The following is a 22,421-nucleotide window of genomic DNA, read 5'->3' as shown; positions in this document are numbered from 1 at the left end:
CGCTTGCGCTCCTCGCACCTCAGGGAGCAGGGGTTATGCGGGTCTTTCGGATTAGGGATCAGGGGTTATGCGGTTCTTTCGGATTAGGGACCAGGGGTTATGCGGTTCTTTCGGATCAGGGAGCAGTGTTCCTGCGGTTATCTCGGATCAGTCGCAGGCGGCGAGCAGCTGCTTGAGCTGGTCGTCGAACGCGTTCGCGATCGCCCAGGGGTCCGGGGTCTGATCTGTACAGGCCACGATGCCGACGTTGAGGTTGCCGTCGGCGGAGAACACCGTGATGTTCAATCCCAGTCCCTGGAAGATCGGGCCGAGCGGGTAGACGGCGGTCACGCGTGCTCCGAGCAGGTACATCGGGAAATCGGGGCCGGCGACGTTGGACACCAGGACGTTGAAGACCGGCGGATGGGCCGAGGCCCAGTTGCGGTCGCCATAGACCTTCATCGCGGTGGACAGCGTTGTGCCCGGTGCGAACTGGGCCCAGGAGCGCAGGATGTTCGCGTCGATCTCGGCGTGATGTTCCTTCGAGGTGCGGCTCAGTTCGGCCTGCTTCTCGAGCCGCGCCACCGGGTCGGGTTCGTCGGAAGAGAGCTGGGTGAACATGCCGGTGACCTTGTTGGTGCCGCCGACAACGAGGTCCTTCTCGTCGGCACCGTGCACCGAGACCGGGACCATACCGACCAGCGGGCGATCGGGGAGCTCGTCGTGTTCGAGCAGGTAAGTGCGCAACGCCCCCCCGACCAAGGCGAGCACGACGTCGTTGATCTTCACCCCGAAGTGGTTCTTCACCCGCTTGACATCGTCGAGCGAGAGTTGGTTCACGGCAATGCTCCGGTGCGGCGTGATGGGCGCGTTGAAGCGCGTGCGAGGCGCCCGGAACGGTGCGGGCATCGCCGAATCCTGTTGTGCGCGACGGAACCAGCTGACCGGCACGCCCAGCGTGCGGGGCAGGAGCTTGGCCATCGCGAGAGGCCGCTGGACGAAGTAGTTGACCGCGCCACCCGCCGCCATCGAGACGCGGGACGACGGCCCGGCGGATTCGCCCATCTTGTCGGCGTCGAGCTCGGGCGGTTCCGGTGTGAGCGTGCACATCTGGGCGAGCATCTCGGCGCCGGTCACGCCGTCGGTCCCGGCGTGGTGCATGCGCAGCATCGCGCAGACCTTGCCGTCGGCGAGCCCCTCGATGATCCACAGCTCCCACAGCGGCTTCCCCCGGTCCAGGGTCTGGCCGGCGAGATGGCCGCACAGCTCGGCGACCTCTCGGTCGCCCCCGGGCGCCGGCACCCCGACGCGATGGACGTGGCGTTGGATGTCGAAGTCCTCGTCCTCGATCCACACCGGGTGATCGATGTTGAGCAGCGAGTTGTCGAGTTTGCGTCGGAACGTCGGGATGGCAGCGACGCGTCGTTCCATCTCGTCACGGAGTCTGTCGAACCGGTAGCCGCCCGGCACCGTGCTCGGGTCGATCTCGAACAGACCGATGACATGCATCAGTTGCGAGCGCGTCTCGAGGTACAGAAACGATGCGTCCAGTCCGCTCAAGCGCTGCATGAGTCTGCCTTCCCTCGACGACGGGCCCCGACCCCGCAGGCGCCCGACGCCATCATGCCGCACCGGACGTCGGCCGCGGAGGCGGTTCCCCGAGACCTGTGACGGCCTCGAGACACAAACGTCGGATCTCCTCAGAGGGGCAGCGAGTCCACCATGTCGAGAATGTCCTGTCCGTCGGTTTTGAGCACGACGATCATCGCGAGCTCGCGCGACGGGTCGTCGGTGATCTTGAAGACCCCGCGGCCGTTCTCGTCGATCAGTCCCGTCCCGTGTCGCCACCTCACCGGGCGTGACGTCGACGACGACCGCGAGTACTCCGCGTTCAGCGCATCCCTGGACGCGAACCAGAACACCCCGAACGGGCGATCGACCGAGCCCGCAGCGCATCGCACGACGAAGACGGTGCGCACCTGGCCCGCGCCGGTCTCCGACGGACCGACCTCGTCCCGTCCTCCGGAGTAGCGGCGGATGCACTCGGTGTTCATCCACTGCGCCGCGGTGTCGGGCGCCTGCGGGAGCATCTCGGGGAACTGCGCCACCAGCGGCGCGAATTCTCCCCAGCTCGCACCTGTCCGCACCCGCTGCACCGGGCCGGGCTCGGAGTACACACCCCCACGGATCGCGACCACCCGGTAATCATGTTCTCCGGCAGCCACACTCGCGTCCTCAGCGGAGGTCTCGGGCCCCTGGTGGACGACGTAACCGTCACCGCGGAGAAGCTGGTAGGCCGATGCCCCGGAGACCGGGTCCCACGTCGCGACCACCCGTCCGGGCCGCGCCTGCAGGGTGAGGCCGCCGGGCGAGTCCGGTGCATCGGGCGCTGTCACCGCGCGGACCACCACGAAGCCGCCGACCGCCACCATCGCGGCGATCAGCACGATCAGCCCGGTCAGCCACGGGCCCGAGCCGACCTGGCGGGGCGGGGTCGGTGCGACCGGGGCGGTGGCAGACGTCGGCGAGTTCATCAGATCGGCAGCCGCTTCAGGACGTCACCGGCTGCGGCCGCGGGTTGGCCCGGGACGACCACCCACACCACCGACCGGGCATGGTCACCGTCGTCGAAGGTGAGGATCGCCTGCCCCTGATCACGCTGCTTGTCCGACAGATACAACGTGCCGGCGTGCCCCTGCGCGGTGGTGTAGTCGATGCCGCGGAGGTCGTAGGCGGTCACCTTCGCAGCCGCGGTGGCCTCCTCCTGGGTCTCGTACGCGTCGACGATCACCTGGTACGCCGCCACGTCCGGATCGGACGGACGCGCGCTGTCGTCGCCGGTCACGGTGTCGGCGTCGCGGGTGCACGACACGGTTCGTTTACTCGAGGAGAAGGCGAGGTCGCCATCCTCACCCCAACAGCGCATTGCATCGAAACCGTTGGTGCTCAGCGGAGTTGCCGGGATCAAGTCGTGGTACAGGTCCGCGATCGGCTGCAACTGCCCCCACGTCATGAAGACATCGACCTGCTCGGAATTCCGGGAGAAGTCCGACACCCGGCCGTCGTCATGCGCGGCAACCTGATAAGTGTAGGTTCCGGGCACCGGCCGGGGCGCGGCGAAGTCGGTGGCGGGCCCCGAGTAGATCACATCGTCGTTCTGGGTGACCACGTAGCCGGTGGCCCCGGCCACGCCGTTCCACGTCAATTCGACTGCGGTGGTCGTGACCTCCGCGTCCGGGGGATCCGGGGTACCGAGCGAGGTGGCCGACATTCGAACGAGACCTGTTCCGGCGCCGATTATTCCGGCGAAGAGTACCGCCACGAGCCCGATCGCGATCAGGTGGCGGGACCGGCGGATGGGATTCGGTTGCGTCGCATCGTCGTCGGACGGCCACGCCTGCAGCGGGCCCGACGGGGCCGGGGAGACCGGGAGGATCGGGGGCGGTGGCGTGCCCACCGGGCCACGCGGGTCACCACCGGCCGGGCGCGCACCCACCGCGACTCCGGGTCCGGAGTTCCCGAACCCGGTGTGGGCGAACTCATCCGGACCGGTCGGCGACGCGGACGAGTCCCGGGTGTCGGGCCGCCCCACCGGGCCGATGAGTGTCGCGCGGGAGTCGAAGACGCCGGCGAGTGCGGCCGCGAACTCCCCCGCGCTCGCGTGTCGACGACCCGGCTCCTTGGCGATCGCCCGCGCGAGCACCCGGTCGACGGCCGCCGGCAGCGCCCGGTTGCGGGCACTGGCGGAGGGTGGTTCGTGGTGCATGTGCGCGGTCATCAGGCCGTGCAGCGACGGTGAGTCGAACGGCGGTGCACCCGTGAGCAGCTCATACGCGGTGGCGGCGAGGGAGTAGATGTCGCTCCGGCCGTCGACGCGCAACCCCTCTATCTGTTCCGGGGACGCATATCGCATCGTGCCGATGGTGATCCCGGTGCCGGTCAGGTGGGTCACCTCGTCGAGGACCTGCGCGATGCCGAAGTCGGTGAGCTTGATGGCTTCCGGGGCGCTGTCGCCGCCTGCATCCTCGTCGGCGGCGCTCGGGGTGATCAGGATGTTGGCCGGTTTGATGTCCCGGTGCATGACCCCGCGCCGGTGGGCCGCGTCGAGACCCGCCGCCGCTCCCGCGATGATCGTGCACGCGAGACCGGGGTCGAGGGGCGAGTCCCGGGCGAGCATGCGAGCGGCGTCGGTGCCCGGCACGTACTCCATCGCGATCCACAGCAATCCCTCGAACACGCCGCGGTCGTAGACCGCGACGATGTTGGGATGATGCAGGGGCGCCACGATGTCCGCCTCGCGTTCGAAGCGGGCGCGGAAGACCGGGTCGGTGGCGTGTACCGACCGGAGCACCTTGAGGGCGTCGGCGCGCGGCAGCCGGGGATGGGCGGCCTTGTAGACCTCACCCATTCCGCCGCGTCCGAGCACGTCGAGGACGCGGTACCCCGCTATCAGGTCCCCTACCTGGTACATGACGTCCTCACCGATCCGTGTGCGGTGGCTGTGTTGGGCACGAATGGTACCGAGTGTGGCGAAACGCCGTGGACGACACCGGCTCGGACTCTACGATCGGCGACGATGGAAACCACCGAGAATCCGACCCCGACGGTCCCCGAGTCCACCCCGGCAGAGTTCACCCCGGCAGAACTCGACGAAGCGTTCGCGCACTTCCAGCGCACCGTCGCCGAGATCGCCGTCAGCCGGGACTGGGATCGCTTCGCCGAACTCTTCACGGTCGACGCCGACTACGTCGAACACGCTCTGGGCACCATGCGCGGACGCGAGGAGATCCGGGCCTGGATCTGGCGGACCATGTCGGCGTTCCCGGGCAGCCACATGACCGGCTTCCCTTCGCTGTGGCACGTGGTCGACGCCCCGACCGGCCGCGTCATCTGCGAAGTCGACAACCCGATGCGCGATCCCGGTGACTCGACCCACATCACCGCCACCAACATCACCATCCTCACCTACGCGGGCGAGGGCCGGTGGAGTCGTGAAGAAGACGTGTACAACCCGATCGAGTTCGGGCGCGCGGCCATGCGCTGGTGTGAGAAGGCACGCGAACTGGGCACCATCGACGAAGCGGCAGCAGCCTGGATGGAGACCACCGGCGCGATGTTCGCGTCCCGACGCTGAGAAGACGATCGACGGGCGCAGCGTCACGAACTGCGCGGATCCGACGACGCCGGTCGGCTGCCGACGTGACGGATGACACGCTCGCGGCCCGTAACGGCTCGCCGGTGCGACGACGAAACCCCCACGACGGACTTGGGACACCGGTGAGCGTGCCGTACGCTAGGACTTTGACCAGTGGCGTCGGGCGCCGTGGCACACCCCACCCGACACACCGCGGTCCGGTGGGCACAGCACGAACCCGCCAGGACGTCGAGTATCACGGACGACGTCGAGACCCACGATCGTGGCAACCGGCCGCGCACGTGGACCGACCACGAGACACAGACGACGACACACGCACGATGACATTCGCGGATACCGTTCGGAGGACACCTTTATGGCACGCGAGCTGACGCAACTCGAGCTTCTCAAGGAACTGGCCCCGGTTGCCGAGGACAACGTCAACCGTCACCTCAAGATCGCCAAGGACTGGAACCCGCACGACTACGTGCCGTGGGACGAGGGGCGCAACTTCGCCGCCCTGGGTGGCGTCGACTACGACCCCGAGCAGTCCCAGCTCGGCGAGGTCGCCAAGGCCGCGATGATCACCAACCTCCTCACCGAGGACAACCTGCCGTCGTACCACCGCGTCATCGCCGACAACTTCTCCATGGACTCCGCATGGGGCCACTGGGTCGGCCGCTGGACCGCCGAGGAGAACCGCCACGGCATCGTCATGCGCGACTACCTCGTGGTGACCCGCGGCGTCGATCCCGTCGCCCTCGAAGAGGCGCGGATGATCCACATGACCAACGGTTACGACCCGATGCTGGCCGCCGCCGGACGCGTGGACGAGCTCGAGGAGCACGCCGACGAACTGGGCCTGCTGCACTCGGTGGCCTATGTGACCTTCCAGGAACTCGCGACGCGCGTCAGCCACCGCAACACCGGCAAGGCGTGCGACGACCCGATCGCCGACAAGATGCTGCAGCGCATCGCGGCCGACGAGAACCTGCACATGATCTTCTACCGCAACATCTGTGGCGCGGGCTTCGACATCTCCCCTGATCAGACGCTGCGGGCGGTCACCGACATCGTGACCAACTTCCAGATGCCCGGCGCTGGCATGCCCAACTTCCGTCGCCACGGCGTGCTCATGGCCAAGCACGGCATCTACGACCTGCGCCAGCACCTCGAAGAGGTCGTCATGCCGGTTCTGCGCAAGTGGAACGTCTTCGAGCGCGACGACTTCACCCCCGAGGGAGAGAAGGTCCGCGAGGAGCTCGGTGCCTTCCTCGAGCAGCTCGAGAAGGACACCATCCGCTTCGAGGAGATGCGCGACCGTTCGCTCGCCCGCGAGGCCAAGAAGCGGGAGCAGCAGGCATCCTGAGCACGACCACCGCACCGCCCGTACCGGCGTCCTCGAGCAGTGTCGAGGGCGCCGGTTCGCTGTGTCCCGCACCGGGGTCGCCCGGTGGACTGCGCATCGGGTCCATCGAACTTGCCAGCCCGGTCGTCCTCGCCCCGATGGCCGGCGTCACCAATGTCGCCTTCCGGACCCTGTGCCGTGAACTCGAACTCGCCCGCACCGGCACCGTCTCCGGGTTGTACGTCTGCGAGATGGTGACCGCCCGTGCGCTCGTCGAGCGACATCCGGTCACGATGCACATGACGACGTTCGGGCCCGACGAGAACCCGCGCTCGATGCAGCTCTACACCGTCGACCCCGAGTACACGTACCAGGCCGCGAAGATGATCGTCGACGAGAACCTCGCCGACCACATCGACATGAACTTCGGCTGCCCGGTACCCAAGGTGACGCGTAAGGGCGGCGGCTCGGCGATCCCGTACAAGCGCACCTTGTTCCGCAAGATCGTCGCGGCGGCCGTCCGCGCCACCGAGGGCACCGACATCCCGGTGACGGTGAAGTTCCGTATCGGCATCGACGACGAGCACCGCACCCACCTCGACGCCGGCCGGATCGCGGCGGAGGAAGGGGCCGCCGCCGTGGCCCTGCACGCACGGACCGCGTCGCAGCGCTACTCCGGTGAGGCCGACTGGGACGAGATCGCCCGCCTCAAAGAACACGTCACCTCGGTGCCCGTGCTCGGCAACGGCGACATCTTCGAACCCGCCGACGCGGTCGCGATGATGAATCACACGGGTTGCGACGGAGTGGTCATCGGCCGCGGTTGTCTCGGTCGCCCGTGGCTGTTCGCCGAACTCGCCGCCGAACTGGGTGGGTTCGAGGCCCCGACCGCGCCGAATCTGGGTGAGGTCGCCGACATCATGGTCCGGCACTGCCAACTCCTCGTGGACCACCACGGCGAGATGAAGGGCTGCCGCGAGATCCGCAAGCATGTCGCCTGGTATCTCCGCGGGTTCCCGGCCGGGTCGGAGATCCGTCGCCGGATGGCCCTGGTGGGAAGTGTCGACGAGCTGCGCGAACTGCTCGCCGAGCTGCCCGCCGACGCACCGTTCCCGTCCGACGGGCACGGTCCGCGCGGCCGTCAGGGATCACCGGCGAAGGTCGCGTTGCCGGACGGCTGGCTCGACGACCCCGACGAGGACGTTGTCCCCGCGGGCGCCGAGATCATGCACTCCGGCGGTTGAACCGGACTGCGAAAACCGTCACAACCACCGCTCGCTGAGACCCTTTCTCAGGTGCGGTCAGTACTATTGCGCTTCAGGTCCCGGCCACCGGGACCTCCAATCTGTGCGCACCGCGCTGGTCGAGCCCCGATCTGCGGTGACTCCGCGAATCAGCCACGGGGCATGAGGAACGTGCATTGAGTCGTAGGACACCGGGCCCGGACGACCCCGAGGCGGGCGACGCCGATCGCTCTCGTCGTGGCCGTCGCGCCGGAAGCTCCCGCGACGACTTCGAGCCGACGCAAGGCCAGGGCGCGACCGGCGCCGCCGATCCCGGCGCCCGGCCCCCCGCGCACCCCAGCCTTCGTGAACCCCGCTCGGCGGATCGGTTCGTCCGTGGACGCACGCGACTGACGGTCCGTCAGCTCATGGAGCAGATGAATGCGGAAGAGACGTCGCCCGTCGAGCCGCCCGCGGGCTCCGGCCGGTCCGGCGCCCGCCGCGCGATGCCGCCGCGTCCGGAGTCGCGCACGCCCGAGACCCCGCCGTCGACCCGCGGACGATCCCGCCGCCTCGGACAGCCGTTCGGCCAGGGCAGCGAGCCGCCGCCGGCCCCGCCCGGTCCGCCACCCGCCCGTCCGCAACCGGCGCCCGACGACCGCCCGACCGCCGTCCATCGCTTCGACAACGACGTCACCCAGAAGATCCCCACCGTCGGCGACTCCGCACCCGATCTCTCCGACCGCGCAACCGCGAAGCGGGCGATCGAGGAATCCCGGGGGCAGGAGCCGGTTGCCGGCGCTCCGGCCGATGCACCGGCCCCGCAGCCGCCGCTGGAGCGCACCCCCGACCTCACCGGACCCCTCGCCCTGCGTTCGGCGCCTCGCCGCCATCCCGGACGCGACGAGCACCGGCAGGGCGCGATGCTGCGCAAGACCGCCGCGACCGGACGCATCCTGGTCGCGATCGCGTGCGTGCTCGCGCTCGTCGGCACCGGCTTCGTGTGGGGGTACCTGCAGTCGTGGAACGGCAACTGGCGCAACGTCACCGCCGTCGACCCCGATGATCAGAACATCCGCAACAAAGACGCCCAGTACGGTGACGAGACCTACCTGATCGTGGGCACCGACACCCGCGGCGGACAGAACGCCAAGGTCGGCGCCGGCACCACCGCCGACGCCGAGGGCGCCCGGTCGGACACCGTCATCCTGGTGAACATCCCGGCCAATCGCAGTCGTGTCGTCGCGGTGTCGTTCCCGCGCGACCTGCAGGTCGACCAGCCGGCCTGCCGCGCCTGGGACAACAAGACCGGGGCCTACGGTGCCGAGATGCAACCCGCCTACGACGTGAAACTCAACGGCGTCTACGCCGCGGGCGGTCCGCAGTGTCTTGTCCGCGTGATCACCGCGATGAGCGGCCTCAACATCAACCACTTCATCGGCATGGACTTCGTCGGCTTCGAGAAAGTGGTCCGTGCGATCGGCGGCGTCGAGGTCTGCTCGACCGTCCCGCTCTACGACTACGAGATCGGCCAGATCCTGCGTAAGCCCGGCAAGCAGAAGCTGACCGGCCGACGTGCTCTGAACTACGTGCGCGCCCGCAACATCAGCACCGAGGGCAACGGTGACTACGGCCGCATCAAACGTCAGCAGTTGTTCATGTCGTCGCTGCTGCGGTCGAGCCTCTCGGGCAACGTGTTGTCGAATCCCAACAAGCTCAACGGGATCGTCAACACGTTCATCGAGTACAGCTACGTCGACGGCGTGAACACCCAGTCGCTGATCAGCCTGGCCGAGTCGATGCAGGGCATCGAGGCCGGCCGCGTCTCGTTCCTGACGATCCCGACGTCGGGTACATCCACCGACGGCGCCAACAACGAGATCCCGCGCACCAGCGACATCGATGCGATCTTCGACGCCATCATCGACGACCTGCCCCTACCGGGCGAGCAGGCGCGCAAGAAGCCACCGTCGTCGTCGAAGGCCCCGACGAGTTCGGATGCGCCGGACACGAACGCGAACGCAAGCGCTCCCGGACCCGTGACCGCGACGGCCCAGAATCCGGGCAACGTCGGCGTCCGCGTACTCAACGGCACCGGCCAGACCGGTCTTGCCTCCGAGGTGTCCGACCAGCTGACGCCGTACGGCTTCGACGTCCGCGGCGTCGCCGACGCCTCGGAGAACCGCGACGACACCGTGGTGCGCTACGGGCCGGGGCAGCGAGACGCCGCCGCGACCCTGGCCGAGATGTTCCCGAATGCGAGCATCCAACTCGACCGCACGGTGAAGTCGGGTGTCGAGCTGATCGTCGGCGCGGATTTCGCCGGTTCCCTCGGGTCGGTTCCGGCCGCGGGTGCAACTCTGACGGCGAACCAGCTCGCACCCGCCGAGAACACCGGTAATCTGCCCAATGACCTGGCCATCACCAATGCGGGCGACACCACCTGCACGTGATCCTGCACGCTTCTCGACGTCCGGGTGGGCGGATCTGCACCCGACGTTCACTGGGTGTTCATCGGTCGGAGTCGGACTCGTCTGATCACGCACGTATCCTGGGAACATGCGTACCGCCTACCAAGAGCAACTCGAGGGCCTGACCTCGGTACTGGGTGAGATGTGCGAGCTCGCCGGCACCGCGATGTCGCGCGCCACGCAGGCACTGCTGCAGGCCGACCTCGCCATCGCCGAAGAGGTCATCGGGGACACCGACCGGATGAGCCGCCTGACGGCTCGCGCCGAGGAACAGTCCTTCGCACTCCTCGCACTGCAGGCGCCGGTCGCCGGTGACCTGCGCGGAGTCGTGAGTGGATTCCAGATCGTCGCCGACGCCGACCGGATGGGTGCGCTGGCGCTGCACGTCGCCAAGGTCGCGCGCCGCCGCCACCCCGCGAAAGCCCTCCCCGAAGAGGTCAACGGCTACTTCGCCGAGATGGGTCGCCTGGCGGTGACCCTTGCGAAGAACGCACACGAGGTGCTGGTGACCAGCGACCCGCAAGCTGCGCTTCGCCTCCAGGAGGACGACGACGCGATGGACGACCTCCACCGCCACCTGTTCACGGTCCTCATGGACCGCGAATGGAAGCACGGCGTCGCCGCCGCGGTGGACGTGACCCTGCTCGGCCGATACTACGAGCGGTTCGCCGACCATGCGGTGCTCATCGGACGTCGCGTGGTGTTCAGCGCGACCGGCAAGACCCCGGAGCAGTTCCAGAGCGTGGGGTGATTTAGCTCGCTCGCCGCTGATCGTCGAGCGGCGGACCACACCGAGAGAGGCCGAGAATTCAGTTTCGCACACTGATCTCGGCCTCTTTTCATGTCCGTGAAGATCTGAGTCCACAGCGTGGTCGCCGAGATTTCCCCCGTGCCCGCGTCGTCGTTAGGGTGGCGGGCATGGCCCAGCACTATCCGACCGAGCCCGATTTCAACGCGGCGACCGACGAGGACGCCGCGGCTGCCGCCCACCGACGCAAGATTCTCGGGTATCTGGGTGTGACCGCATCGCTGGTCGCCCTACTTGCGATCCTGTTGCTCAACATGTGACGCCACCGCTTCGGGTGAGACCCGGCCTCGTGTGATCTCGTAACCCTCGGCACCGAGGCAGCCCGCACCGGACGCTGCTGACACGACGAGGCCCGCTCCCCCGGGCGGGTGAGCGGGCCTGTCTGGTTCGTGCGACGGTTCAGCCGAAGCGGCCCGAGATGTAGTCTTCGGTCTCTTTCTTCGTCGGGTTCGAGAACATGGTCTCGGTGTCGTTGATCTCGACGAGCTGACCGGGCTGGCCGACTGCCTCGAGATTGAAAAACGCGGTCTGATCGCTGACTCGAGCGGCCTGCTGCATGTTGTGGGTCACGATGACGATGGTGTAGTCCTTCTTGAGCTCACCCATCAGGTCCTCGATCGCCAGCGTCGAGATGGGGTCGAGCGCCGAACACGGCTCGTCCATGAGCAGGACATCGGGCGACACCGCGATCGCGCGGGCGATGCACAGGCGCTGCTGCTGGCCGCCCGACAAGCCGCCGCCGGGCTTGTCGAGACGGTCCTTGACCTCTTCCCAGAGGTTGGCGCCACGAAGGCTCTGCTCGGCGACCTCGTCGAGCTGCGACCGGTTACGCATGCCCTGCAGGCGGAGGCCGGCGACGACGTTGTCGCGGATCGACATCGTCGGGAACGGGTTCGGACGCTGGAACACCATGCCGATGGTCGCGCGAACACTCACCGGGTCCACGGTCTTGCCGTAGATGTCCTCGCCGTCGAGGAGCACGCTCCCCTGGGCGTAGGCACCCGGGGTGACCTCGTGCATGCGGTTGAGGGTGCGGAGCACCGTCGACTTACCGCAGCCCGACGGGCCGATGAAGGCGGTGATGCAGCGCGGCGGCACCTCGAGGGTGACGTCCTTGACCGCATGGAAGTCGCCGTAGTAGATGTTCAGGTCTTTGATGTCGAGGCGCTTGGCCATGGGATTAATCCGTTCTGGGGGAGATGACCCGAGATGGGTGGGAGATCAGGAGGTCTTGGGGGCGAAGATCTTCGACACCGCCTTGGCGCCGAAGTAGACGATGGCGACGAGGATCACCAGCGTCAGCGCCGCTCCCCACACCTGGTCGAAGGCTCCCGGCCCGTTGTTGTACTGCTGCACCATCATCAGTGGCAGCGACTGCTGATTGCCGTCGAAGGGGTTGAAGTTCATCGCGCGCGTGGCACCGACGAGGATCAGCACCGGCGCCGATTCGCCCATCACTCGGGCGATGGCGAGCATGACGCCCGTGACGATGCCCGACAGCGCCGTCGGGAGAACGATCTTCACGATCGTCTTCCACTTGGGAATGCCCAGGGCGTACGACGCCTCACGCAGGTCCTGCGGGACGATCTTCAGCATCTCCTCGGTGGCGCGGACCACCAGCGGAACCATCAGGAGCACCAGTGCGATGGCCACCACGAAGCCCGACCGCGGCAGGCCGAGCGTGGTGCGCCACACCGCGTAGACGAACAGGGCCGCGACGATCGAGGGCACACCGGAGAGGATGTCGACCATGAACGTGGTGACGCGTGCCAGGAGCGACTTCTTGGTCGCGTACTCCACGAGGTAGATGGCGACGAAGATGCCCAGCGGGATGGAGATGAGGGCGGCGAGCGCGGTCTGCATCAGGGTGCCGATGATCGCGTTGGCCGCGCCGCCGCGTCGCTCGGCCTGGGTCCACCAGTCGATGTCCAGGATCGGCTCGATACCGCGTGACACCAGCGTGAAGACCAGCCAGAACAGCGGGACGAGAGCCAGCAGGAGGGCGCCGATGACGGCGACCCGCACGGTGCCGTCGGTGAACCGCCGGCGCCCGGACATCGGGGTGAAGCCTGACGGCTTCTTGACCGGATCGGCCGCGGAAGTTGTCGTGGTGACAGACATGCTCACTTCTTTCCGGCGACGACCGCGCGGGCGGCGGCGTTGACGATGAAGGTCAGGACGAACAGGGTCAGGCCGGCCGAGATGTAGGCGCCGGTCTTGGCCGGGGAGTCGAACTCGGCCGCGTTGTTGGCGATCTTCGTCGCGAAGGTCTCGCCGCTCTCCATGAGGTTGAAGTTCATGGGTCCGACGGTCGAGATGATGAGCAGCAGCGCCATCGTCTCACCGAGCGCGCGGCCCAGGCCGAGCATCGAACCGGAGATGTAGCCGGAGAATCCGAAGGGCAGCACCGCTACCTTCACGACCTCGAACTTGGTGGCGCCCAACGCCAGCGCCGCCTCACGATGACCCTTCGGGGTCTGCATGAAGACCTCGCGGGTCACCGCGGTGATGATCGGCAGGATCATGACGGCCAGAACGATCCCCGCGGTCAGCAGCGTGCCGCCGGTGCTCATGTTGGCGACCTGCGTGGGTTGCTGGAAGAAGGGCAGGAAGCCGAGGTTTCCGACGAGCCACTCGTTGATCGGCACCAGGGCCGGACCCAGCACGAGGATGCCCCAGAGGCCGTACACGATCGAGGGAACCGCGGCCAGCAGGTCGACGGTGTAGGTGATCGGGCCGACGAACCGCTTCGGCGCGTACTCGGTCAGGAAGATCGAGATTCCGAGCGCGACCGGCATGGCTATCAACAACGCGATGACCGACACCACGACCGTCGCGTAGAAGAGCTGCGGGATGCCGAAGGCGAGCTGATCTCCGCTGGTGATCCACTGACCGGTGTAGGTGAAGAAGTTCTCCTCGTTCTTCGCCAGCGACGGGATCGCCTGCGCCAGAAGGAAGAGCGCGATCAGCGCGATGACGATGGAGACCACGAACCCCGAGCCGACGGCCAGGGTGCGGAACACCCGGTCGGCGACGCGGTGATGCGCAGCTGCGTGAAGCGAGGATCCTGGTTGGTCGGGCGATGACCCGGGGGCCTTGAATTCGCCGGTGTCCGGCGGAATCGCGCCACCCTCTTTGCTCAACGAGGTCATGCGTCCTTCTTGTGATTCGGCTCTGGTCATTGGGGCACTTCCCGCCGCCTCGTGGACACGCGAAATGTCGTGTCAGTGTGTCAACCACGTGCGCGGGGCCGCAACCGAAGCGGCCCCGCGCACGCGATCAGTGGTGAGTAGATCAGGCGTTCCCGGACCCACCGGACAGCGAGTCGATGGTGCCCTGGAGCTTTGCCTTGAAGGTGTCGGGGACCGGCACGTAGCCGATCTCCTCGAGGCCGGCCTGGCCGTCGTTCAGGACCGCGGTGAAGGCATCCTTCAGCGTCTGGCTGGTCGCCTCGTCCTCGTAGCCCGCGGAGCAGACGATCGAGTACGGGGTGAGCAGCAGCGGGTACGCACCCGGGGCCTTCGAGCCGAACAGGGCGTCGGTGTCGACGACGAGGTCCTTGCTGGCCGGATCGGCGAAGGCGAGCGACTCGAGGGCCTTGCCCGCGCTCTCCGCGTTCAGCGCGACCGGGCCGGCACCGAAGTCGACCTGGGCGACGCCGAGGTCGTTCTCGGTGGCGAAGCCCCACTCGACGTAGGTGATCGAACCGGGGGTCTTCTTCACGGTGTCGCCGACGCCGGTCGACTTCGAGGCACCCGAACCGACACCCTTGGGCGCGAATTCCTTGCTGTGCTCGTACGGCCAGTCGGCGGGCGCCGAGTTCTCCAGGAACCGCTGGAAGTTGTCGGTGGTGCCCGAGCTGTCCGAACGGTAGACCGGGACGATGTCGCTGGCGGGCAGCTGCACGCCCGGGTTCAGTGCGGCGACGGCCGGGTCGTTCCAGGTGGTGATCTTGCCGTTGAAGATCTGCGCGATGACGCTGGGGTTCAGCTTGAGGTCGTCGACGCCTTCGAGGTTGTAGGCGACCGCGACGGGGCCGACGACCAGCGGCAGGTGCCACGGGGCGTTGCCGTTGCAGCGCGCGGTGGCGTCGGTGACCTCGTCGTCCTTGAGGGCCGAGTCCGAGCCGGCGAAGTCGACGTCGCCGGCGATGAACTTCTTGATGCCGTCGCCCGAGCCGCTGCCGGTGTAGTCGAGCACGATGTCGCCGTTGTCGGTCAGGACCTGGCTGAAGTGCTCCATGGCCTTCTGCTGCGCGGTCGAGCCCTCGCCGCTGACCGTCTGTTCGCTTCCCCCACCGCACGCCGTCACGAGGGTCAGTGCCGCGATCGCCGACACCGACGCCAGGGCGCCGTTCCGATTGATTTTCACCGCTGGTGTTGCCTTTCCGTTCGCGTTCTCCGCGCCGACTGGCGTCGGGTCCGGAGTGTCCGATTGGAAAGCTATGGGGGCGCGGTGGACTGATCCCCTACAAAAGATGAACTACAGGTGAACTGGCCAAGGCAGACGGGGTGCGACCTGCCCGGAGGCGATCGTACGTGATCTGCGTAACCCGACATTCAAGACTTAGGCAAGCCTTGCTATAGTTCTGCGGATCGCTCTCATGGCCACGCCTTCACCAACCCCGGCTTCGACCCCCCGGCACGTCGACCCCCCGGCACCCCGACCCGGCACGCTCTCGCGTATCCGCTGCGCGGCAATCGATCTGTTGCACGGCCACAATCGAGCCGCCCTGGTGATCGGCCCGCTCGACCTCCCGTCCCGCGCGGATGCCGCCGACCGGATCGTTCGCCTCGCGCGGATGGGGCCGCACACCAGGGTCGGACTACTGCCGTCGCCGCACCGACGGGAATGGGTTTTCGATCCCGACGCGGCGGCCGACTCGATCGTCGACGCACCGCCGCCGGTGCCCGGTGCCGACCCTGCCCGGTTGCTCGACGTCCTGTACACGCTGCCCCACCGCCCGTTACGGATCGTGCTGGCGGGCGACCATCTGGCCCTCGACTACGACCACGGGCTCGGCGATCTCACCCTGCTCAATCTCATCGTCGACGTCATCGTGGGCGCGGTCGACCCGTCGACGCTGCCGCGTCGGGGACCCGCGGTGTCGCCGCTGCTGGTCGCGTCGGCGATCACCGTGGCGGACCCGCGCCGCGCCGCCGCGCTACTGCGCTTCCACAAGCGCCGCGACACCGTCGACCCGATGCTCGCGCGACGACCGGTTCCGCCCCGCCGGCCGGTGTCCGCGAACGTCCACATCCCGGCCTCCGGTGTGGATGCCGTCCGGGCCGCCCGCGCAGGGTCCATGCCGGGAACCGGGCTGTTCGCCATCCACACGGTCGCCCTGGTCGCCGCACTGACCGAGGCGGGTGTCCGGCTCGACCCGATGGTCACGCTGCCTTTCGACGCTCGCCCATACCTGCCTACCTCGATGCGAACCTACGCCAATTTCTCTGCGGGCCTGAGCTTTCCGGTGCACGAGACAACCTCGGCGGCCGAGCTGCAACACGCGATGACGGCGTCGGCCCGGATGGGTCGGCCGACGGCCAATCTGGCACTCGCCACCCTCAAGACCCTGCGCCGTGCCCGTTCCCGCGGGACGGCGGCGACGTCGACCCAACACGTCCCGGCCGAGGGTCCGGTCCGCGCGGAACTGCTCCACTCCAGTGTCGGCCACCTGCCCGGACACGACCGCGGCTGGCAATGGTCCGACCCGGCGCGCGCCACGGTCATCGGGGTGGCCACGCCACCGTCGGCAGCCGGGATCACGGTGACGACCGGCTTCGTGGACGGCGGGATCTCCATGACGGCCGCATTCCGCGACGACATCTTCGACCCCGCACGCATCCGCGCGGCAATGGACGCCGTCGCCGGACACGCCGCACGAATCGTCGGGGTGCCCTGACGCCCACCTGTCCCCGTTCACACCCGCGAACCACACCTGACCCCGAGTTATCGAAGGCCGAAAAACGTGCTGTCCTCCCATCCTGTCGAGCCATTGGCCGACCCGGTGACCCCCGTCTCCGAAGCCCCTGTCACCGACATCCCTGTCGCCGGAGCCCCTGTCACCGACATCACGGTCCCGGACACCCGGGTCCCGACCGAACCGACCCTGTCGGTGATCGTCTGCTGCTACACCGAGCGTCGGCGTCGACTGCTCGACACCGCCATCGCCGAGATACGCGCGCAGCTGTGCCCCGATGACGAACTGGTCGTCGTCGTCGATCACAACGAGACCCTGATGGCCGACCTGGCGACTGCCCATCCCGACGCGATCGTGCGTGCCAACGACGGGTCCCGCGGGCTCTCCGATGCGCGCAACACCGGCACGGCCGCCGCCACCGGCGACGTCGTCGTCTTCATCGACGATGACGCGTGTCCGGCACCGGGCGCGCTGGCGGCCGTTCGGGCCCGGTGCGCCGACACCGGCATCGTGGCGGTGGGCGGGGCCGTGGTCGCGCAATGGGATTCGCCCGCACCCCGGTGGTTCCCCGAGGAATTCGGGTGGGTGATCGGTTGCGACTACCGAGGACTACCCGGCGACGGATCCGCCATCCGCAACCCGATCGGTGCAGCCATGGCTGTCCGCCGGGACGCCCTGAACGACATCGGCGGATTCTCGACCAGGCTCGGTCGACGCGGCACGATGCCCGCCGGGTGCGAGGAGACCCTCATGGGTATCGACCTGCGACGCCGCGATCCTTCCTCGGAGATCCTGCGCGACACCGGTTTCGGTGTGACGCATGTCGTGACCGACGACCGTGCACGGTTCGGCTATTTCGCGCGCCGGTGCTATCAGGAAGGACGCTCGAAGGCGATCCTGTCCGAACTGGCCGGAAGCGGCGAAGCCCTGGCCAGCGAGCGGCGTTACACCACCCGGGTGCTGCCCTCCGGGGTCTGGCGGCATCGCCGGAACCCGAGTCGCGTCGGCGCACTCGTCGCGGGTTTCGTACTCACCTGCGCCGGTTACGCGTCCGGCCTCGCGGGTCGCGGCCGCCGGATGTCCGGATGAGCGCGCCCGGACGACTGCTCGCATCGATGGGCGCGCTGGTGGCGACTGCGGTCTCGGCCTGCTCCGTACCGACCGTCCTGGCCGAACCCGACACCGGGCCCGAGGTGATCTTCGTCGACGAGTTCGACGGCCCCGCGCGGGCACCGGACGGTCCGTGGCAGATGATGACCGGCGGCGGGGGCTGGGGCAACAGCGAGTCGCAGGAGTACACCAACTCGCCCGCGAACGTGCGGATCGACGGTGAGGGGCATCTGGCCATCACCGCGCGACGCGGTCCCGACGGCTTCACCTCGGCGCGGCTGTCGACGAAGGACCGGTTGTCGGTCACCTATGGCCGGGTCAGTGCGCGCATCGCCGTACCGGCAGGCACCGGCCTGCACCCCGCGTTCTGGATGCTCGGGGACGACATCGACGAGGTCGGTTGGCCCGCGTCCGGGGAGATCGACATCATCGAGACGCTCAATCAGGCACCGGAGTTCCACACCGGGGTCCACGTGCCGCAGGCGTCCTCGGAACGGGGACAGAACATCTCGAGGTCAGGCGTCCCCGCCGGGCCGCTGGCCTCGACCTTCCGTACGTATTGGCTGAACAAGCTCCCGGGCCGGATCGAGAGCGGCATCGACGACCAGCGGCTGTTCGTCGTCGAGCCCGGGGATCTGGCGCCGGACTCGCGCTGGGTACTCGATCAGCCCTTCCACCTTCTGCTCAATCTCGCCGTCGGGGGCAACTGGCCCGGACCGACCGACGACACGACCCCCGCGGAGAACACCATGCTCGTCGACTGGGTTCGGGTGACCGCACCGTGACCACCGAATACGTCCACGACGCGGCGGGCGACACCGCCGGGTCGGGCCCCATCCCGCTGAATCCCGCGATGCCGCTCGAGGGCGCCCCGGAATGGTCCGGGGCGACCTGGGTCGGGATGCTCGACGTCGCCGGGATCGCCGACGACGGGCGGAACCCCGGATCGGCCTCCGAGGGGACGGTCACGTGTGTCCCGCTCGACGCCGCGGGTTATCGCCGGGCGCGGGTACTCCTCCGGCACGGGTCGGCGCCCATCCGCTTCGTCGACGCACCGATCGACGATGGTCTGGTGAGGGTTCCGGTCGCGCCGTATGCGCTGCCGGACCTGCCATCCCCCGCCTCGCTCCCACCGGTCAGCGTCGTCGTCTGCACGCATGAGCGTCCCGGCATGCTGGCCGACGCGCTGCAGTCATTGCAGCGACTCGACTACCCCGACTACGAGGTGGTGGTCGTCGACAACGCACCCCGTACCGACGGCACCCGACACGTGGTCGACGCGCTCGATGATCCGCGGTTCCGTCTGGTCACCGAGCCGGTGGCGGGACTGTCCAACGCGCGTAACGCCGGTCTGCTCGCCGCAGCGCATGACCTGGTTGCGTACACCGACGACGACGTCGTCGCCGACACCGGGTGGCTGCTCGGGCTGGCCCAGGGGTTCGGCCGGTCACCGGAGATCGCGTGTGTGTGCGGCATGGTGCCCAGCGGGGAACTGCGCACACGCTCGCAGGTCTACTTCGACTGGCGCGTGTCCTGGGCCGATTCGATGCGGGCCCGGGTCTTCTCCCTCGCCGAGCCGCCGACGGATCTCCCGTTGTTCCCGTTCCAAATCGGGGTCTACGGCACCGGCGCGAACTTCGCGATCCGCCGTGACATCGCCTTGGCCCTGGGTGGCTTCGACGAGGCCCTGGGAGCGGGTACCCGAACGCGGGGCGGCGAGGACATCGACATGTTCTTCCGGATTCTGACAGCGGGTCATGCACTGGCCAACGAGCCGGATTCCATCATCTGGCACCGGCATCGCAGCACCGACGGCGAACTCCTGGAACAGTCACGCGGCTACGGAGTCGGACTCGGTGCATGGCTGACGAAGGTCGCCACCGACCGACGCCATCTCGCGCTTGCTCTTCGCGTGCTCCGGCGCCGGACGCGCGCCGTCGCGAGAGCCGGTGCCGCCTACGGCGCGATCACCCGGCCACCGGAGGGGATCGCCGACGGCGTTGCGGCACAGGCGGGCCGGCGTGAAGTGCTGTCGGTCGTCGGCGGGCCCGTCGCGCTGATACGTGAACGACTTCGTGGCCGGCGCGCCAGGCCTCTCGCCAAGGCGTGGTCGTGACGGCCGCCGCGGAGGCCGCACCGTCGCCTCCACCCGAGGTGCCCGCGGTGGTCTCACCGCCGCCGGCGGAGCGATCGGGGTCGGTTGCAGTCCTGAGCCTCGTCGCCGCGGTCGCGGGAGTCGCCGGCGCCCTGCCCCTGCCATCGGTTCTGAGCGCATTGCTGGTGGGATTCTTCGTGATCTGCGGACCCGGTGCCGCTGTGTGCACCTGGGTGGAACTCCCGCGGCGCACCCGACTCGCCGCGATTCCGACGCTCGGCCTGGCGCTCACCACCCTCGTCACCATCGCTGCGATCTGGTCGTCGTGGTGGCATCCGACCACACTCCTCCTGGCCTGTAGTTCGGCAGTGTTGGCCTCCGGCATCATCTTTCGCCGGCGAACGCACACCCCGGCGCCCGACGTGCGGGACCTGCGGAGGCGACTGACCGCCCGCGGGGCCGGCGTGTTCGGCAGTCCGGTCCTCCGGCCCTCCGGTTTCCGCGTCACCATCGCGCTGTGCGTTGCGGCGCTCACGCTGTGGGCCGTCGCCGTGCCGACGCTCCCCGGCGTCGATGCCAGCTACTACGGTCTGTTGTTCTCGGGCAGCGGGCGTCTGCTCATCCCGGCGACCGTGCTGACCGCGGCCGCCGCCGTCGTCGCGATCGCCACCCGCAGCTCCGCCGGGCTGGTGGTGGCCATCGGCACCACGATCGTCGTCAGCCGCGTGACCACCTGGCTCGGCACCGAGATGCCGCTCTACGACTGGACATACAAGCATCTCGCGGTCGTCGACTACATCCAGGACACGGGCACGCTCACCCCGAGCGGCACCGACATCTACGCCCAGTGGCCCGCCTTCTTCGTGGTCGGAGCGTGGTTCTGCGACACCACCGGCCTCGATCCGATGGTGCTGGCGCACGTCTTCGCACCGATAGTCCACGTACTCCTCGCCGTCATCGTGTATGCCACGGCACGCATCTTGTCGATGAACCGCATCGTCGCGCTGACCGCGGTCTTCATCGTGGAGGCGGTCAACTGGGTCGGGCAGGACTACTTCGCGCCCCAGGCATGGGCACTCGTCCTGGCGTACGGGGCGATCGCGCTCCTGCTGGCGTCGCGACGAACCCCGCGAACAGCCGTGCTGGCGATCATCCCGTTCGCAGCCATCGTGCCGAGTCATCAGCTCACACCCTTCTGGGTTCTGGGTGCCGCCGTGGTTCTGGTGGTGCTGCGCCGGGTCCGGCCGTGGTGGGCGGTGGCCGTCATGCTCGGCATCGCCGGCGCCTACCTGTTGACCAACCTGGAAGCGGTTGCCCCGTACGGCATCCTGTCCGGCGGCAATCCGATCGACAACGCGGCCAGCAACTTCACGATGGCAGGTGTGCCCGCCAAGGAGACGACCTCGATGATCTGCCGCGCACTGTCGGCGGGAGTCGTGGCGGCAGCGGGAATCTGCGCGCTCATCGGCTGGCGCCGCCGACGCGCGCATTGGCTGACCCTCGCCGTTCTGGCATTCTCCGCTCTCGCCCTGCTGCTGGGGCAGAGTTACGGCGGCGAGGCGATCTTCCGGGTGTACCTGTACGGGCTGCTCGGTTGCGCGCTGCTCATCGCGCCGACCCTGGTGTGGTTGCTCACCGGCTTCTCGCGGGGCCTCGGAGCCCGGTTGCGGGCCGTCGGCGCCGCCGTACTGGTCTGCGCGGCGACACTCGCCGGGATGTACTCCTATGTGGCACTGTGGCCGGTGATCGTCGAGACCCGCGCACAGTACGAGGCGATAGACGCCATCACGGAGACCGCCGAGCCCGGAACCCGGTTCATCTCATTGCATCCGGCGGGAATGCCCACCCGGACGAACGGCAATTACGCCCCGATGACCCTGGAGAATCCCTACTTCGACTACCCGCTCAGCTTCGACCTCGCGGGCGACCGGATGACGTTCCCCAGTCCAGAACAGCTCGGCGATCTCTTCTGGAAGGTCGACCAGTCCGACAAGCCGACCTACGTCACCTTCACCGAGCAGTCCCGTCGGATCTCCGCCTACTACGGCACCTACCGACCCGATGCGGCAGCGGAACTCGAAGCAGCACTGCGGGTCGCACCCGGGTGGCGCCTGGTCCACGAGGACGGCGACACCGCGATCTTCGTCTTCGAACCCCGTCGCGACGCCTCTGCTCCCTGAGGGGTCGGCGGCCACCGTTCTGCTCCTGAGGGGTGAGGAGCGATAGCGACGAGGCCTCCTGCTCCCTAATCCGAAAGAACCGCATAACCCCTGCTCCCTGAGGTGCGAGGAGCGCAAGCGACGAGCCACGAAGGGCCTGGTAAGACACGT

At 68.2% G+C, this 22,421-nt stretch carries 18 protein-coding genes; 11 read left to right on the top strand and 7 right to left on the bottom strand.

Features of this window, described 5'->3' with window-relative positions:
- Window positions 1-147: 147 nt before the first annotated feature.
- The 3 genes from ACFW3F_RS24355 to ACFW3F_RS24345 form a co-directional block, all read right to left on the bottom strand.
- Window positions 148-1,548: a wax ester/triacylglycerol synthase family O-acyltransferase gene (locus tag ACFW3F_RS24355; RefSeq protein WP_388062092.1), complete on the bottom strand. Its 1,401-nt coding sequence runs from the start codon at window positions 1,546-1,548 to the stop codon at window positions 148-150.
- A 131-nt stretch (window positions 1,549-1,679) separates the two neighbouring features.
- Window positions 1,680-2,513, bottom strand: coding sequence for a fibronectin type III domain-containing protein (locus ACFW3F_RS24350; protein ID WP_388062091.1), 834 nt, complete (start codon window positions 2,511-2,513; stop codon window positions 1,680-1,682).
- Complete coding sequence (locus ACFW3F_RS24345; RefSeq protein WP_388062089.1) at window positions 2,513-4,450, bottom strand: protein kinase; 1,938 nt, start codon at window positions 4,448-4,450, stop codon at window positions 2,513-2,515. The genes ACFW3F_RS24350 and ACFW3F_RS24345 overlap by 1 nt, the downstream gene beginning before the upstream one ends.
- Before the next feature lie 105 nt (window positions 4,451-4,555).
- On the opposite strand from ACFW3F_RS24345, the gene ACFW3F_RS24340 reads away from it, so the two are divergent.
- The 6 genes from ACFW3F_RS24340 (at window position 4,556) to ACFW3F_RS24315 (ending at window position 11,223) form a co-directional block, all read left to right on the top strand.
- On the top strand, window positions 4,556-5,113 hold the full coding sequence (locus tag ACFW3F_RS24340) for a nuclear transport factor 2 family protein (RefSeq protein WP_388062087.1): 558 nt from the start codon (window positions 4,556-4,558) through the stop codon (window positions 5,111-5,113).
- Between the two features lie 376 nt (window positions 5,114-5,489).
- Window positions 5,490-6,482: an acyl-ACP desaturase gene (locus ACFW3F_RS24335; RefSeq protein WP_388062084.1), complete on the top strand. Its 993-nt coding sequence runs from the start codon at window positions 5,490-5,492 to the stop codon at window positions 6,480-6,482.
- A gap of 59 nt (window positions 6,483-6,541) precedes the next feature.
- Entirely contained in the window at window positions 6,542-7,705 is a 1,164-nt protein-coding gene (dusB, locus tag ACFW3F_RS24330; RefSeq protein WP_388062098.1) for a tRNA dihydrouridine synthase DusB, read from the top strand.
- A gap of 176 nt (window positions 7,706-7,881) precedes the next feature.
- Window positions 7,882-10,137 carry an LCP family protein gene (locus tag ACFW3F_RS24325; protein ID WP_388062082.1) on the top strand — a complete coding sequence of 752 codons (2,256 nt, stop codon included), beginning with the start codon at window positions 7,882-7,884 and terminating at the stop codon, window positions 10,135-10,137.
- A 106-nt stretch (window positions 10,138-10,243) separates the two neighbouring features.
- Window positions 10,244-10,906, top strand: coding sequence for a phosphate signaling complex protein PhoU (gene phoU, locus ACFW3F_RS24320; protein ID WP_388062080.1), 663 nt, complete (start codon window positions 10,244-10,246; stop codon window positions 10,904-10,906).
- A gap of 167 nt (window positions 10,907-11,073) precedes the next feature.
- On the top strand, window positions 11,074-11,223 hold the full coding sequence (locus ACFW3F_RS24315) for a hypothetical protein (protein ID WP_388062078.1): 150 nt from the start codon (window positions 11,074-11,076) through the stop codon (window positions 11,221-11,223).
- A 139-nt stretch (window positions 11,224-11,362) separates the two neighbouring features.
- On the opposite strand, the gene pstB is transcribed toward ACFW3F_RS24315, so the two are convergent.
- From pstB to pstS, 4 genes are all read right to left on the bottom strand, one after another.
- Window positions 11,363-12,139 (bottom strand): phosphate ABC transporter ATP-binding protein PstB, encoded by a 777-nt coding sequence (pstB, locus tag ACFW3F_RS24310; protein WP_388062077.1) that lies wholly within the window; start codon window positions 12,137-12,139, stop codon window positions 11,363-11,365.
- Window positions 12,140-12,184: 45 nt separating this feature from the next.
- Window positions 12,185-13,084, bottom strand: a complete 900-nt coding sequence (pstA, locus tag ACFW3F_RS24305) for a phosphate ABC transporter permease PstA (protein ID WP_388062075.1) — start codon at window positions 13,082-13,084, stop codon at window positions 12,185-12,187.
- A 2-nt stretch (window positions 13,085-13,086) separates the two neighbouring features.
- Window positions 13,087-14,115: a phosphate ABC transporter permease subunit PstC gene (gene pstC / locus ACFW3F_RS24300; RefSeq protein ID WP_388062073.1), complete on the bottom strand. Its 1,029-nt coding sequence runs from the start codon at window positions 14,113-14,115 to the stop codon at window positions 13,087-13,089.
- A gap of 142 nt (window positions 14,116-14,257) precedes the next feature.
- Window positions 14,258-15,334, bottom strand: coding sequence for a phosphate ABC transporter substrate-binding protein PstS (gene pstS, locus ACFW3F_RS24295; protein WP_388062071.1), 1,077 nt, complete (start codon window positions 15,332-15,334; stop codon window positions 14,258-14,260).
- Between the two features lie 232 nt (window positions 15,335-15,566).
- Between pstS and ACFW3F_RS24290 the strand changes: the two genes are divergently transcribed.
- The 5 genes from ACFW3F_RS24290 to ACFW3F_RS24270 all read left to right on the top strand — a co-directional run bounded on the left by ACFW3F_RS24290 (window position 15,567) and on the right by ACFW3F_RS24270 (window position 22,271).
- On the top strand, window positions 15,567-16,868 hold the full coding sequence (locus tag ACFW3F_RS24290; RefSeq protein ID WP_388062069.1) for a hypothetical protein: 1,302 nt from the start codon (window positions 15,567-15,569) through the stop codon (window positions 16,866-16,868).
- 66 nt (window positions 16,869-16,934) lie between these two features.
- Complete coding sequence (locus ACFW3F_RS24285) at window positions 16,935-17,975, top strand: glycosyltransferase family 2 protein (protein WP_388062067.1); 1,041 nt, start codon at window positions 16,935-16,937, stop codon at window positions 17,973-17,975.
- 26 nt (window positions 17,976-18,001) lie between these two features.
- Window positions 18,002-18,781 (top strand): glycoside hydrolase family 16 protein, encoded by a 780-nt coding sequence (locus ACFW3F_RS24280; protein WP_388062096.1) that lies wholly within the window; start codon window positions 18,002-18,004, stop codon window positions 18,779-18,781.
- Window positions 18,778-20,112, top strand: coding sequence for a glycosyltransferase family 2 protein (locus ACFW3F_RS24275; RefSeq protein ID WP_388062065.1), 1,335 nt, complete (start codon window positions 18,778-18,780; stop codon window positions 20,110-20,112). The genes ACFW3F_RS24280 and ACFW3F_RS24275 overlap by 4 nt, the downstream gene beginning before the upstream one ends.
- Complete coding sequence (locus ACFW3F_RS24270; protein WP_388062063.1) at window positions 20,109-22,271, top strand: hypothetical protein; 2,163 nt, start codon at window positions 20,109-20,111, stop codon at window positions 22,269-22,271. Before ACFW3F_RS24275 ends, ACFW3F_RS24270 begins: the two co-directional genes overlap by 4 nt.
- Window positions 22,272-22,421: the final 150 nt, after the last annotated feature.

The sequence above is a fragment of the Gordonia sp. NPDC058843 genome (assembly GCF_042743165.1).
In the GTDB taxonomy this organism is placed as follows: Bacteria; Actinomycetota; Actinomycetes; order Mycobacteriales; family Mycobacteriaceae; genus Gordonia.
The sequence above is the reverse complement of the archived record's forward strand: the minus strand, read 5'-3'. Positions and strand labels throughout refer to the sequence as shown.

Coding starts and splice junctions, on each gene's coding strand:
- ACFW3F_RS24355 (WP_388062092.1), bottom strand. CDS start 1,548: ATGCAGCGCTTGAGCGGACTGGACGCATCGTTTCTGTACCTCGAGACG.
- ACFW3F_RS24350 (WP_388062091.1), bottom strand. CDS start 2,513: ATGAACTCGCCGACGTCTGCCACCGCCCCGGTCGCACCGACCCCGCCC.
- ACFW3F_RS24345 (WP_388062089.1), bottom strand. CDS start 4,450: ATGTACCAGGTAGGGGACCTGATAGCGGGGTACCGCGTCCTCGACGTG.
- ACFW3F_RS24340 (WP_388062087.1), top strand. CDS start 4,556: ATGGAAACCACCGAGAATCCGACCCCGACGGTCCCCGAGTCCACCCCG.
- ACFW3F_RS24335 (WP_388062084.1), top strand. CDS start 5,490: ATGGCACGCGAGCTGACGCAACTCGAGCTTCTCAAGGAACTGGCCCCG.
- phoU (WP_388062080.1), top strand. CDS start 10,244: ATGCGTACCGCCTACCAAGAGCAACTCGAGGGCCTGACCTCGGTACTG.
- ACFW3F_RS24315 (WP_388062078.1), top strand. CDS start 11,074: ATGGCCCAGCACTATCCGACCGAGCCCGATTTCAACGCGGCGACCGAC.
- pstB (WP_388062077.1), bottom strand. CDS start 12,139: ATGGCCAAGCGCCTCGACATCAAAGACCTGAACATCTACTACGGCGAC.
- pstA (WP_388062075.1), bottom strand. CDS start 13,084: ATGTCTGTCACCACGACAACTTCCGCGGCCGATCCGGTCAAGAAGCCG.
- pstC (WP_388062073.1), bottom strand. CDS start 14,115: ATGACCTCGTTGAGCAAAGAGGGTGGCGCGATTCCGCCGGACACCGGC.
- ACFW3F_RS24290 (WP_388062069.1), top strand. CDS start 15,567: ATGGCCACGCCTTCACCAACCCCGGCTTCGACCCCCCGGCACGTCGAC.
- ACFW3F_RS24280 (WP_388062096.1), top strand. CDS start 18,002: ATGGGCGCGCTGGTGGCGACTGCGGTCTCGGCCTGCTCCGTACCGACC.